The sequence below is a fragment of the Alpinimonas psychrophila genome, from assembly GCF_014137865.1.
GTDB classification, from domain to species: Bacteria; Actinomycetota; Actinomycetes; order Actinomycetales; family Microbacteriaceae; genus Alpinimonas; species Alpinimonas psychrophila.
Map to the genome: position 1 here is coordinate 677,697 of NZ_JACGWU010000001.1, position 13,275 is coordinate 690,971.

Sequence of the window (13,275 nt, forward strand, 5' to 3'; positions counted from 1 at the left end):
CTTCGAAGTACCAACTGTTTGGAGAAGCTATGCCCTCGAATAACCGTGTCGTTTTTGTGGATGGCGTTCGCACGCCTTTTGGTCGCGCTGGCGAGAAGGGAATGTTCTGGCAAACGCGCGCTGATGACCTTGCCGTTAAAGCGATGGTGGGTCTCCTCGATCGCAATCCCAACGTTCCACTCGACAAAATTGACGAGGTCGCAATCGCCGCCACCACTCAACAAGGCGACCAAGGCCTCACACTAGGGCGAACAGTAGCGTTACTGGCCGGGCTACCGCAGAGCGTGCCAGGCTACGCCATCGATCGCATGTGCGCGGGAGCCATGACGGCCGTGACGGCTACGGCCGGCGGCATTGCGTTTGGTGCCTACGACATCGTTTTGGCCGGTGGCGTAGAGCACATGGGGCGCCACCCCATGGGATTCAACGCTGATCCCAATCCCCGTTTTCTGTCCGAAAAACTTGTCAGCTCCGACGCCCTGAACATGGGAGCTACTGCCGAGCGGTTGCATGACCGTTTTCCTCTTCTCACCAAGGAACGTGCGGATGCCTACGCGTTACACAGCCAGCAGAAAGTTGCTGCCGCGTATGTCGCCGGGCACATTCAAGCGGATCTGATTCCCGTCGCGAATCGCACCGCCGAGGGCTTTGGGTTGGCATCCGTCGATGAAGCCCCCCGCCCCGAGTCAACGCTTGAGGGCCTTGCGGCGCTCAAGACCCCTTTTCGAGCCCACGGTCGAGTGACGGCAGGGAATTCTTCGGGGCTCAACGACGGAGCTACCGTTTGCCTCCTTGCCAGCGAAAAAGCGGCACAAGACCTCAACCTTGGAATCAAGATGGTCATGGTTTCGTTCGCTTTCGCCGGCGTGGAACCAGAGGTCATGGGCTACGGGCCGGTGCCGGCGACCCTGAAGGCACTCGACAAAGCAGGACTCACCATTGAGGACATCGGTCTCTTCGAAGTAAACGAAGCCTTCGCTGTGCAGGTTCTTGCCTTCCTGGACTTCTTTGGCATTGCGGACGATGATCCACGCGTCAATGAATACGGCGGAGCGATTGCGTTCGGGCATCCTTTGGCCTCGAGCGGAGTGCGCCTCATGATCCAGCTAGCGCACCAATTTGAACGTCACCCCGAGGTGCGCTTCGGACTCACCACAATGTGCATCGGCTTGGGTCAGGGCGGAACCGTTATTTGGGAAAACCCCAACTTCACAGGAGAAACCAACTAATGACAAACTACGAGACGCTCGATTTTACAGATCTCCTCGCCATCAGTACAGACGGAGTTGTCACTCACAGCCTCGTTCGAGATGTCACGCTTCCGTCGGGCAATATCCTGGCACTCGTCACCCTCGACAACGGAATCGATCACACGAGACCCAACACTTTGGGCCCCCACTCGCTTCTCGAGTTTGATTCCCTGTTGGTCGATCTTGCCGCGCGGGCCAGAAACGGCGAAATTCAGGCCGTAGGAATAACAGGCAAGCCCTACATTTTGGCTGCAGGTGCCGACCTCAGCAAGGTCCAGGATATTCCCTCGGTAGCAGTGGCTCGCAAGCTCTCACAGCTGGGCCATCGGGCTCTTGGCCGGCTCGCTGAGCTCGGCGTTCCGTCCTTCGTGTTTATCAATGGCTTAGCTTTAGGCGGCGGGCTCGAGATTGCGCTCAACGCCACTTACCGCACGGTGGACGCCAGTGCTCCGGCCCTTGCCTTGCCGGAGACTTTCCTCGGCCTTGTTCCCGGTTGGGGCGGGGCATTTTTGCTTCCTAACCTCGTGGGAATCGAGAATGCTCTCAAGATCATTATTGAGAATCCGCTCAAGAGCAATCGCATGATGTCCGCACGCGATGCGCGGGACCTCGGCGTTGCCGATGTCATGTTTGATTCGGTCCGCTTCCTTGAGGACTCGCTGCAATGGGCAGACGGCGTGCTCGGCGGCACGATAAAGGTGAAGCGCCCCCACGAGCCTTCGAAAGCGGAGCGACTCGTTAAATGGGATATTGCCATCAAAATGGCCCGATCCATGTTGGAAACAAAGCTCGGCACCGTAGCCAAGGCTCCCTATGTTGCTCTCGATCTAATGTCAGCAGCCAAGTCGGGCACGAAAGCCGATGGTTTTGCTCGCGAAGACGAGGCCTTGGCTACGTTGATAGCAGGGGATCAATTCAGCGCCTCGATTTATGCCTTCAACCTTGTGCAAAAACGTGCGAAGCGTCCTGCGGGTGCTCCCGACCGGAAGCTGGCTCGCCCCGTGACGAAAGTCGGCATCATTGGCGCCGGATTAATGGCCCGGCAATTTGCCCTCCTTTTCGTTCGTCGGCTTCAGGTTCCTGTTCTCCTCACCGACATCAACCAGGAGCGCCTCGACCTTGCGTTGGCGTATATCCACGATCAGATTGCGACCCTCAAAGAGAAGGGACGTATTGGCGATGATGAAGCGAAACGTCTCAACGCTCTTGTCAGCACCACGACAAACCTTTCTGATTTCTCCGATGCCGACTGGGTGATTGAGGCGATCTTCGAGGAACTCACCGCGAAACAGGATGTGTTTGCCGACGTTGAGAAATATGCGCCGGACTCCGCCATTTTTGCCACCAATACGTCGTCACTTTCCGTAGATGCCATTGGTTCCAAGTTGCTGCATCCCGAACGCCTTGTTGGCTTCCACTTCTTCAATCCGGTGGCCGTCATGCCGCTGCTTGAGGTCGTGCGCGCTAGCAAGACAGACGACGCAGCCTTGGCAACGGCCATGGACACGGCCAAGGCACTTCAAAAGTCGGCCGTTATAACGACGGACTCCCCAGGATTTGTGGTGAATCGTCTCCTCGCCCGCTTATTGGGAGAGGCAATGCACGCTATTGACAACGGAACACCTCTCGCCGTTATTGATGGCGGCCTGAAACCCTTTGGCCTTCCCATGACTCCGTGTGAGCTCCTCGAACTCGTTGGCCTCAAGGTGGGCGCCCACGTGCTCGACACGCACTATGCCGCGTTCCCCGACCGCTTCTACCGCAGCGACAATCTTCATGCCCTTGCCGATCACGGCAAACTCCTGGCTCGCGATAAAAAGGGTGCCGTCACAGGATTTGATAAGGGTGCGGAAGCAATCATCCGCGGTGGTTCCTCCCCTATTACGCAAGATGAGTTCCGGGTTCGCGTTGAGGACGGTCTTGCTGATGAAATTCATCGCATGTTAGACGAAAAGGTGGTTGTCGGCGCCGAGGACATCGATCTGTGCATGATCTTGGGAGCGGGCTGGCCTTTCCAAATGGGCGGCGTGACGCCGTATCTTGACCGCGTCGGCGCGAGCCAGCGGGCTTTTGGCGGCACTTTTCACACACCCCTCATCAGAGGCGTCGTCTAAAAGGGGCTAGTTCTCAGAACGAAGGAGGGCGTCGGCTTCATCAAGACGAGGCCGCGCCATGGGGATTTTCGATCCAAGCACCTGCGCGACGACGTCGCGGGCGATGTCCTGAGGGGTGAGTCCGACCTCAGCCAAAATCTGTTCCCGCGTAGCGTGTTCGATGAAACTGTCGGGAAGGCCCAATTCGTCTACAGCGGTGTCGACCCCTGCCTCGCGCATGGCTTGACGAATTCTGGTACCGATTCCTCCGACGCGAACACCATCTTCTATCGTGATGACGAGTCGGTGATCGCGAGCCATCTCAATGAGGCTAGAGGCCACGGGAACAACCCACCGAGGATCAATGACGGTCGCCCCTATTCCCTGCTGGGCGAGGCGCTCTGCCACGTCAAGTCCAAGTTGGGCAAACGAGCCAATGGCAACAATGAGGACATCTTTGTGAGGCGCCTCACGCAGAACATCAACGCCATCTGCCGTGCGACGTTGGGCATTAATATCGTTCCCCACGCTGCCCTTGGGAAAGCGGAGAACGGTCGGTGCATCATTTATTGCTGTCGCCTCCGCTAGTTCCTCGCGCAACCGTGCCGCATCTCGTGGTGCCGCAATCCTTATGCCGGGAACAACCTGAAGAATGGAAAGGTCCCAAAGGCCATGATGGCTGGGGCCGTCCGGGCCCGTGACCCCCGAGCGGTCGAGAACGAACGTCACGCCAGCCTTATGAAGGCCAACGTCCATGAGGACCTGGTCGAAGGCACGATTAATGAACGTGGCATAAACCGCGACGACCGGATGCATGCCGCCAAAGGCCAAGCCAGCGGCAGAGGTGACCGCATGCTGTTCCGCGATGCCCACATCAATAACGCGTTCCGGGAATGCCTCGTGAAGACGATGAAGGCCCGTGGGGCGCAGCATGGCTGCCGTGATGCCCATGATCCGATCGTCTTTCTGGGCAAGACGAACCAACTCATCCCCAAAAACATCTGTCCACGCCACCGACGTGCTCGAGGAAATGGGTTCGCCCGTTTCCGCATCTATTTTACCGACGGCGTGGAACTGATCAGCGAGATCCCGGCGGGCGGGCTCATAGCCCTTGCCCTTTTGTGTGATGGCGTGGACGATCACAGGAGCGCCGTAGTTTTTTGCCTGACGAAGGGCTAGTTCCATTGCGTGAACATCGTGGCCGTCAACAGGTCCGACATATTTGATATCGAGGTTCGCATAAAGGGCTTGATTGTTCGTAAAACGACTGAGAAATCCATGCATGCCGCCGCGAACACCACGATAGAAGGCTCGCGCCGTCGGCCCCAAGCGGTCAAAGACTTTGCGGCTCGTGAAATGAAGATTTCGGTATGCCCTTTTTGTGCGTACGCTATCGAGATAACGAGCCATTCCTCCGATTGTCGGAGCATATGAACGACCATTGTCATTGACGATAATGACCAGGTTGCGGCTGTTGTCATGCGAAATATTATTGAGAGCTTCCCACGTCATCCCTCCGGTGAGGGCACCATCGCCGACGACGGCGACAACGTGGCGGTCGCTTTGCCCGGTCATGGAGAAGGCGCGAGAAATGCCGTCGGCCCATGAGAGAGAACTTGACGCGTGAGAGCTCTCGACAATGTCATGAACGGACTCGGATCGTTGCGGATATCCCGCAAGGCCACCCTTCTCGCGAAGGTGGGAGAAATCCTGACGACCGGTAAGAATCTTGTGCACGTACGACTGGTGACCCGTGTCAAAGACAATCGCGTCATGGGGTGAATCAAAGACACGATGGATTGCAATCGTCGTTTCGACCACACCAAGATTCGGACCGAGGTGCCCACCGGAACGGGCTACCTCACGGACCAAGAATTCTCTAATCTCTCCCGCGAGCACAACTAAATCTGTTGAACTCAGGTCGTCCAAATCTCGGGGACCCGTGATGGAAGAAAGAATGGACATTCCGTAATTCTAGAACTATCGGAGCCCTGAAATCCTCCAAAAGGAGCAACTAAGCGACGAGCGAACGCAAGACATATTGCAGAATTCCACCATTGCGGTAATAGTCTGCTTCACCCGGGGTATCGATGCGCACAATTGCATCGAATTCCACGGTTTCCTTGCCTGCAACGGAGTGCTCACTGGGCACAGCCAAGACACGAACAGTCTTGGGGGTTGACCCCGCGTTAAGCTCCTCAATCCCCGAGATGCTGACAACCTCGGTGCCGTCAAGGCCCAACGTTGCCCAACTCTGACCGGCAGGGAACTGAAGCGGAAGGACGCCCATTCCAATCAGATTCGAACGATGGATACGCTCGAAGCTCTCGGTAATTACGGCACGGACGCCCAAAAGGCTCGTCCCCTTGGCTGCCCAGTCACGCGAGGAACCAGAACCGTACTCTTTGCCCGCAAAAATAACGAGCGGCGTACCGGCGGCCTGGTACTTCTCACTGGCGTCATAGATGAAGGCCTTAGGAGCATCCGTCTCAGTAAAGTCCCTCGTGTACCCGCCCTCAACATCGCTAAGGAGCTGGTTGCGAAGACGAATGTTGGCAAAGGTTCCACGAATCATTACCTCGTGGTTTCCACGACGTGAACCATAGGAGTTGTATTCCGACCGACCGACGCCATGGGCCTCGAGGTATTCGGCCGCAGGAGTTCCCGCTTTAATGGTTCCCGCCGGTGAGATGTGGTCGGTCGTGATCGAGTCACCCAAGGCGGCTAAGACACGGGCACCGGAGATGTTCGTCACAGCCGAAGGAGTCTTATTCATGCCCTCAAAATATGGTGGCTTGCGAACATACGTTGAGTCAGCATCCCACGCGAATGTCACACCATCAGGGGTGGGCAGGTTCTGCCAACGCTCATCACCGTCGAAGACTCCTGCGTATTCGTGTGTAAACATCTCGGTGTCGATGGAGGAAGCGATGATGCTCTGAACCTCTTCGGCATTGGGCCAAATATCAGCCAAGAGAACTGGTTCGCCATCCGTGCCGGTACCCAGGGAATCCGTTGCAAAGTCAAAGTCCATCGTGCCGGCAAGGGCATAGGCGATCACCAAGGGAGGTGACGCAAGGTAGTTCATTTTGACGTCGGGGTTGATGCGGCCCTCGAAGTTGCGGTTACCCGAAAGTACGGCCGTTACAGCCAAATCGTTTGCCTGCACCGCGTGTGAAACCTCGTCGATGATCGGGCCGGAGTTGCCGATACAGGTCATGCAACCATAGCCGACAGAGAAGAAGCCCAGCTGCTCTAGAGACGCCGTAAGACCAGACTTGTCGTAGTAGTCAGTAACTACTTTGGAACCGGGAGAAAGTGTCGTCTTAACCCATGGTTTCGTCTTCAAACCCTTTGCGGCGGCGTTGCGCGCTAGGAGTCCGGCAGCCATCATGACGGAGGGGTTTGAGGTATTTGTGCACGACGTAATGGCGGCAATCGCGACAGCGCCGTTGGTCAACTCGAAGGTTTCTTGACCGGCCATTTCGATGGTCGCTGATTTTCCCGCACCATAGTTGCTGAGGTCGGTCGCAAACTGCGTCTTAGCGTTCGTCAGTTCAATTCGGTCTTGAGGGCGCTTCGGGCCGGAAATCGAAGGAACAACCGTTGACAGGTCGAGCTCGAGGTATTCGCTGAAGACAGGCTCAGCATCAACGTCGTGCCATAGGCCTTGAACTTTTGCATACGCCTCGACGAGGGCAACCTGGTCCTCGGAGCGCCCGGTGAGCCGCAGGTATCCCAGCGTGACGTCATCAATGGGGAACATCGCTGCCGTGGAGCCGAACTCAGGACTCATGTTGCCGATCGTGGCACGGTTCGCCAGGGGCACCGATTCGACGCCGGGTCCGTAGAACTCTACGAATTTGCCGACGACGCCGTGTTGACGCAATTTCTCCGTAATGGTGAGGACAACGTCCGTTGCCGTAACGGCTGTTGGAATAACGCCAGAAAGCTTGAACCCAACGACCTTCGGAATCAACATGGACACGGGCTGACCCAGCATTGCGGCCTCAGCTTCAATGCCGCCGACGCCCCAGCCCAAAACCCCGAGTCCGTTCACCATAGTGGTGTGGGAGTCGGTGCCAACACACGTGTCGGGGTACGCCTGAAGGACTCCCTCGACCGCGCGTGACATGGTGACGCGCGCCAAGTACTCGATGTTGACCTGGTGGACGATTCCCGTTCCTGGGGGAACTACCTTGAAATCGTTAAATGCGGTCTGCCCCCAGCGAAGGAACTGGTACCGCTCACTGTTGCGCTCGTATTCGATTTCAACGTTCCGAGCCAATGCATCTGCCGAACCGAACAGGTCGGCGACCACGGAATGGTCAATCACGAGTTCAGCGGGAGCGAGAGGGTTGATCTTTGTAGGATCGCCCCCTAGCTCCGCTACGGCTTCGCGCATCGTGGCAAGGTCGACGATGCAGGGCACGCCGGTGAAGTCCTGCATGATGACGCGTGCGGGGGTGAATTGGATCTCCGTGTCGGGCTCCGCTGTCGGGACCCAATTTCCGAGGGCATCAATTTGAGCCGCCGTAACGTTGGCGCCATCCTCCGTACGAAGGAGGTTCTCAAGCAACACCTTGAGGCTAAAGGGAAGCTTCTCTGCGCCCTTTACAGCATCCAAGCGGAAAATTTCATACGATTTGCCCGCCACCTCAAGGGTGCTTTTGGCGCCAAAGCTATTTACTGCTGACACGGTGATACTCCTTTGTTGGTGCGGTGTTTGTAATCCCTCTAGATTACAAAAAAGTCTCTTGATATCAAGATATATCCTCGGGCGGTGTCACTGCACGTTCTCGGAGCATTGCGCGAATAATTAACCAGGATGCTGCGAGGACCGGAACGTACAAAGGAAGTCCTAAAGCAACCTTCATAATGCCGAGAGCCGCAATGTTGCCGGAGAAATATAGGGGCAATTCGATGATGAGCCGGATTGCAAACATGGAAACCCACAAAGCAGTGACTCCCGTGTAAACCCGAAAGTGGTGCCTGTTTTTCCGCCACGTGGTGCCGGCACTCTTGGCAAGGTTGACGACGACACCGATAATGGGCCACCCGACAAGGATGGAAATCAGAAAAACCGTTCCGTACGCGGCATTCGTGTAGATCCCCACGAGAAAATTATCTTCAGCGCGACCCGTCATCATGGCCAAAACGGCCGAAAGAACAACGCCGGACAATCCTACGAGGGCTTGCGTTGGTGCCTGACGACGCACCAATCTCCAGAGTGTGAACACCACAGAGACGCTGGCGGAAATGTAAATAGCAAGCCATGGATTAATCGAAAGTGCAAAAACAATAACGAAGATCAGCCCCGGAAGGACCGTTTCGATAATGCCATGAAGCCCTCCCATCGAGCGCAACAGCGGGTGAGCCCCGAGGCCTCTAGCCTTCGAAGCGCTTGCTCCGTCAGGCCCTCGAGAATCGTCCTCACCGCTGGCGTCAGCGCTTCGCCAGAGATCCCCGAGATTACTCAACGCGCCTGCGCCGATCCGCTCGCCTGGGCGGGAACCTTGAGGGGAAGAAGTTCCTTTGGAGGTAACGGTGACTGCCCACGAACAACGACGATCCCTCGAAATAGCTCCAACATTGCCGCACCTTGTTCGGCGTCTACAGCGGCTGGACCTGCGATGACGCCGCGGAGAAACCAGCGGGGGCCATCGACGCCAACAAAACGAACATCTTGAAAACCCGGACCATTCGGCGTGCTCACGGGCACGCGGCAGATCAATTCAGGGCCGAGGACACTGGATACTTCTGAAACCTCCCCGCCTTGCTGAATTACCTGATCGCTGAGTTGCGCGCGAATTTCTCCCCAGAGGCCGGCGTTGCGTGCCGCGGCAAAAGGTTGCACTTGCAAGGTAGATCCTCGGAAGTCCAGTGCGGCAGCGACGACACGCCCCGTACCGTCTTCTACTTCTAGCCGAAGGTTAAGCCCTTCACGCGGGATAAGTTTGATCGACCCCAAATCTACGTAGGGTCGAACCCCACTAACCTCAACCTCGTCGAAGGGCCCCATTGTCTCGCGATCAACGGGCGCGCTCTTTTCTTGTGCATCAGTCATCAGGCTTCCTTCACGATTGGAGATGCGAGGCTCACACCGGTGGAGCCAAAACCGGCTTCACCTCGAGCGCTCCCGGGCAAACGTTGGACGGAAACAAAATTTACCGTTGAAAACGGCAGAACTACCATTTGCGCAATGCGATCGCCCACATTGACAGCGAATGCGTTCTGGGAATCCGTATTGAGAAGTGTTACAGAGATTTCCCCACGGTATCCCGCATCAACGGTGCCTGGGGAATTCACGATGGTGATGCCGTGACGCGCCGCCAAACCGCTCCGTGGAACTATGAAGGCCACGTGATTCCGGGGTAACGCAATAGAGACACCCGTGGCCACTGTGCGACGCTCCCCCGGTAACAGGATAAATGCCTCAGCTGAGGACAAATCCGCTCCAGCGTCGCCAAGATGGGCAATGCTGGGGAGAGAAGAGGAAACAATCAAAACATCGACAGAATCAGACACAGGTCGAGGGTAGCTTAGAAAGTCTGGTGTGATAGATACATGACGACGTATCGCGAGGTAATGAGACCCGCCTTTTGGCTCTACATTGCCGCAATTCTTATCATTCCCGCCATTGTTTTGGTCTTAGCCCCGATAAATATGCTGTTCGGAATAATTCTGTCCGTCGTCGTCTACGCCGTGATTGTTCTGCTCATGATCTTCAAGTCCCCCAGCATCGAACTGACCGAAACGGCATTACGCGTTGGCAAAGCCAGTATTCCTCGATCTGAGCTTGGGGCAGCCAGCGGTTTTTCGGGAACGTACGCGATCGAACAACGCGGAACCAAACTGGATGGCCGGGCGTGGCTCATGTTCACGGGTTGGGTTGATCCCGTGGTGCGAATTGACATCATTGACCCCTTGGACCCCGTGCCCTATTGGCTCATTTCGACTCGCCACCCGGAAGAATTCGTCGCAGCCCTTCGCTCACAGCGTTGATATCCGGCTCACCAACCAATCGTCGGGAGCAAAAGGAAGCAACCTGACCCACCGTTTGGAGGGACAGGTTGCTATTTTCTTGGCGGTTGCACAACTGCGTCGAGAAGTAATTTTTCTACGAAGCGCACTCGATGCAAACCGAGCCGAGTTTTTCTTCATGATCAATCTGTGAACGGTGCTTCACCAGGAAGCAGCTCACGCAAGTGAACTCATCATCTTGCGGTGGAAGAACGACGACATCTAATTCCAGATCGGATAGATCTGCTCCGGCAAGTTCAAACCCACCGGGGTTATCTGCGTCTTCACCATCAACGTGTCCAGAAAGCTTGTCGGGGACTCGCTCCTTGAGCGCCTCAATGGAATCTGTATCGTCTTCCGTTTTGCGGGGTGCGTCGTAATCTGTCGCCATCGTGTATTTCCGAATCCTTTTCATGCGGGCTTGCGTGACCGCCAGCGCCGACAGCTTGCCTCATTTCTTGCGAAAAAGCAAAAGCAGTCCTCAGCCAAGACTCAGACAACGAGAAGTCCCGCCATTTTCGCGGTGTCAGAATGACGGCTCGCCCTCATCGTTCCGCATTAATTCCGAAGATTCATGTCACTATTGCGCGAAACCAAGAAATTTCGAGGAGTGCTGGAATGCGTGAACTAAGAATTGTTGACATTGACAACTCAGCGCTAATTGTGGCGCACCCTGATGGCGAAGAATTTCGCGTCGGCATTGATGCCGCTTCTCTTGCACGTCTGCGAAGCGCACGTTCGGGCAACGAATCGGTTCGAGTCTCGCCGAAAGATGTTCAAGCTCACATTCGCGCCGGCATGTCCGCCGACGAGGTTGCCGCCCTCACCGGCGCCTCTCTGGATTTCATCTCTCGTTTCGAGGGCCCCGTTTTAGCAGAACGTGAGTTCATCATCAACGCCGCTTTGGCGATTCAGACCCAAGCAACAGTCAATCTCGACACTGGTGAGTCGTCAAGTGCGTTTGGTGCACTCATTCACTCCAGACTTCAGGAGCTTGCGGCGACGACGGTGCGGTGGGCTAGCTGGAAAGAACCAGACGGTTCATGGGTCGTCAAGCTTGAATTTGTGGCCTCTGACATCGAACATGACGCACGATGGGCATTCGAACCTCGCAAGCACGCACTGTCACCTCTTAATTCTGATGCTGCAACGCTGTCTCACCGGGGCGACATGTCAACGGGAATCATTCCGCGACTTCGTGCCGTTGGCGACGGCGACGCTCGCGACTCCGATGCAAACACTGCCAACGCTGCCAACGACATGAATGACTCGGCAAGTGACTCTTCAATGAGCTCTGCAGCGGGTTCACGAGCGGATGGATTGGCGAAGGTTAGCCATCTCGAGTTCGCGGTTTCGGCCGAAGAATTTACGTACGAGACGAACGTCTTTGTGGGGATGGCTGATCTTATTTCCGAAAACGCCCCAGAAGGACGCCGTCCCAACGGCAACGAAACGGGAACGTCGCCAACGGCCGACCTGCTGGAGGCTCTTCGCCGCCGCCGGGGAGAGAGTGACGTTACTCCTGCCTGGCTTCGCGAAGAACTCACTCCAGCGAGCCCTCAAGATTCGGGCGAGTCAGGACTGCAGGATACGACGCCACAACCGCTTTTTACGGATCCTCCGGCACGTGAAGGCACTCAGAGGACGGGCTCTCACACACGTCGCGAAAGGACGTCACTCCCATCGTGGGATGAGATTGTCTTTGGAACACGCTCGGACGAGGACGCTTAAACGGCCTTAATTCAGTTGCAGAAACGGAATTTTTATTTCTGCTGCTGAGATGCCGCCATGGTGGCCCACCATTTTTCGAGCCTTGTTTGTGGGGTCTCGAGCATCAAAAAAGACGACGTCCTTTCGGGCCAAGACGAAAACATCGCCGAGTCGGTTTATGACCGGCGCCGCTACGTCACCCAGCCATCCCGTCTGTATCATTTCGTCACGTGTCACGACATAGGCTGCATCCTGGAGGGCGTCTTGCCAAGAAGCGGCGACCGCATTTGCCTCAACACCATTGTCAAGATAGAGCTGTAAACACCGCGGCTCCCCGCCAATTGCCGAAATCCCAAACAGTGACTCAGGGGTCTCCCCAAAGGACACGTGCGCATGCTTTCCAATGTCGACGACTCCATGGTCCGCTGTGACAATGAGTGAAACATTTCGCGGAATCCCCCTCGAAAGGTGACTGAGTTCCGAGTCCACCTCTTCAAGTTTGCTCGCCCACGCGTGAGAATTAACGCCCTGAGCGTGCGCAATTTCATCTAGTTCAGAGATGTAAAGCACCACCAACGACCGACTCTGGCTCACAATTGAGAGAGCCGATTGACAGCGTTCCTCAATGGACGCCGCAGCCACGGAATCAGTTCCCTCGTGAATAAGCCGCGTGAGTGGAGTGCCCGAGAATCTCGATTTCGCGATGACAACGGGGCGGACTCCGCTCGCTCGCGCTCGTGCGTACAAAGGCGGTTCCACTAGCCACGGATCGACAGACTGAATAAGGTCGAGACCGGTGAGCTGGTTAACGACCGCCCCAGAGGCGGGATCCCGAACCCGATAACCCACCATTCCGTGTTGCCCTGGCAACTTCCCGGTCGTGAAACTCGGTAATGCGGCCGCCGTGGTCGAGGGAAACACCGTCGAGATTGTCGAGGCCTTGGTCAGGGCCGGTGCCAGGAATCGAGCATGGGCCTTAGCCGCAGTAATGTTCTGAGCACCAAGACCATCCACGATCACAATGATGGCGGACGTGACCTTTCGCAGGCCAAGACGATTTTCGAATCCCGGCACATCCAAGCTGGCGAGGCAACTTGGCAACACATCGGCAAGGCTCGGCCCACCTTTTTGTGGGCTCGGTAGCATGAATGTCATCGCGTGCAAGTCTCGCATAACTAAGCCTGAAGCTGCATCCGCGC

At 56.3% G+C, this 13,275-nt stretch carries 11 protein-coding genes; 4 read left to right on the forward strand and 7 right to left on the reverse strand.

The features are described 5' to 3' along the window. The first annotated feature begins 29 nt into the window (after positions 1–29). Together FB555_RS03135 and FB555_RS03140 are read left to right on the forward strand one after the other, a co-directional pair. Positions 30–1,229 (forward strand): thiolase family protein, encoded by a 1,200-nt coding sequence (locus tag FB555_RS03135; RefSeq protein ID WP_182483959.1) that lies wholly within the window; start codon positions 30–32, stop codon positions 1,227–1,229. Next, positions 1,229–3,364, forward strand: a complete 2,136-nt coding sequence (locus FB555_RS03140; protein ID WP_182483960.1) for a 3-hydroxyacyl-CoA dehydrogenase NAD-binding domain-containing protein — start codon at positions 1,229–1,231, stop codon at positions 3,362–3,364. The genes FB555_RS03135 and FB555_RS03140 overlap by 1 nt, the downstream gene beginning before the upstream one ends. 6 nt (positions 3,365–3,370) lie before the next feature. Here the strand turns inward: FB555_RS03140 and dxs are convergent, their stop codons facing one another. The 5 genes from dxs to dut form a co-directional block, all read right to left on the reverse strand. Continuing rightward, the gene (gene dxs, locus FB555_RS03145; RefSeq protein ID WP_182483961.1) at positions 3,371–5,308 is read right to left on the reverse strand and encodes a 1-deoxy-D-xylulose-5-phosphate synthase; all 1,938 of its coding nucleotides are present in this window, start codon (positions 5,306–5,308) and stop codon (positions 3,371–3,373) included. A 49-nt stretch (positions 5,309–5,357) separates the two neighbouring features. Beyond that, positions 5,358–8,042 (reverse strand): aconitate hydratase AcnA, encoded by a 2,685-nt coding sequence (gene acnA / locus FB555_RS03150; protein WP_343046386.1) that lies wholly within the window; start codon positions 8,040–8,042, stop codon positions 5,358–5,360. Between the two features lie 64 nt (positions 8,043–8,106). Beyond that, positions 8,107–8,823, reverse strand: a complete 717-nt coding sequence (locus tag FB555_RS03155; protein WP_182483962.1) for a DUF3159 domain-containing protein — start codon at positions 8,821–8,823, stop codon at positions 8,107–8,109. Then, positions 8,820–9,410 (reverse strand): DUF3710 domain-containing protein, encoded by a 591-nt coding sequence (locus FB555_RS03160; protein ID WP_182483963.1) that lies wholly within the window; start codon positions 9,408–9,410, stop codon positions 8,820–8,822. The genes FB555_RS03155 and FB555_RS03160 overlap by 4 nt, the downstream gene beginning before the upstream one ends. Next, positions 9,410–9,871: a dUTP diphosphatase gene (gene dut / locus FB555_RS03165; RefSeq protein WP_182483964.1), complete on the reverse strand. Its 462-nt coding sequence runs from the start codon at positions 9,869–9,871 to the stop codon at positions 9,410–9,412. Before dut ends, FB555_RS03160 begins: the two co-directional genes overlap by 1 nt. A 39-nt stretch (positions 9,872–9,910) precedes the next feature. On the opposite strand from dut, the gene FB555_RS03170 reads away from it, so the two are divergent. Next, the gene (locus FB555_RS03170) at positions 9,911–10,348 is read left to right on the forward strand and encodes a DUF3093 domain-containing protein (protein ID WP_182483965.1); all 438 of its coding nucleotides are present in this window, start codon (positions 9,911–9,913) and stop codon (positions 10,346–10,348) included. A gap of 115 nt (positions 10,349–10,463) precedes the next feature. Here FB555_RS03170 and FB555_RS03175 read toward each other — a convergent pair whose 3' ends face one another. Continuing rightward, positions 10,464–10,757, reverse strand: coding sequence for a DUF4193 domain-containing protein (locus FB555_RS03175; RefSeq protein ID WP_182483966.1), 294 nt, complete (start codon positions 10,755–10,757; stop codon positions 10,464–10,466). Positions 10,758–10,984: 227 nt separating this feature from the next. Here FB555_RS03175 and sepH point away from each other — a divergent pair, with 227 nt between their 5' ends. After that, the gene (sepH, locus tag FB555_RS03180; protein WP_182483967.1) at positions 10,985–12,097 is read left to right on the forward strand and encodes a septation protein SepH; all 1,113 of its coding nucleotides are present in this window, start codon (positions 10,985–10,987) and stop codon (positions 12,095–12,097) included. A gap of 6 nt (positions 12,098–12,103) precedes the next feature. On the opposite strand, the gene FB555_RS03185 is transcribed toward sepH, so the two are convergent. Then, complete coding sequence (locus FB555_RS03185) at positions 12,104–13,231, reverse strand: alkaline phosphatase family protein (RefSeq protein WP_182483968.1); 1,128 nt, start codon at positions 13,229–13,231, stop codon at positions 12,104–12,106. Positions 13,232–13,275 lie beyond the last annotated feature (44 nt).

Excerpts from the sequence above, each read along its gene's own strand:
- FB555_RS03135 (WP_182483959.1), top strand. The coding sequence starts at position 30 with ATGCCCTCGAATAACCGTGTCGTTTTTGTGGATGGCGTTCGCACGCCT.
- FB555_RS03140 (WP_182483960.1), top strand. The coding sequence starts at position 1,229 with ATGACAAACTACGAGACGCTCGATTTTACAGATCTCCTCGCCATCAGT.
- dxs (WP_182483961.1), bottom strand. The coding sequence starts at position 5,308 with ATGTCCATTCTTTCTTCCATCACGGGTCCCCGAGATTTGGACGACCTG.
- FB555_RS03160 (WP_182483963.1), bottom strand. The coding sequence starts at position 9,410 with ATGACTGATGCACAAGAAAAGAGCGCGCCCGTTGATCGCGAGACAATG.
- FB555_RS03170 (WP_182483965.1), top strand. The coding sequence starts at position 9,911 with ATGACGACGTATCGCGAGGTAATGAGACCCGCCTTTTGGCTCTACATT.
- FB555_RS03175 (WP_182483966.1), bottom strand. The coding sequence starts at position 10,757 with ATGGCGACAGATTACGACGCACCCCGCAAAACGGAAGACGATACAGAT.
- sepH (WP_182483967.1), top strand. The coding sequence starts at position 10,985 with ATGCGTGAACTAAGAATTGTTGACATTGACAACTCAGCGCTAATTGTG.
- FB555_RS03185 (WP_182483968.1), bottom strand. The coding sequence starts at position 13,231 with ATGACATTCATGCTACCGAGCCCACAAAAAGGTGGGCCGAGCCTTGCC.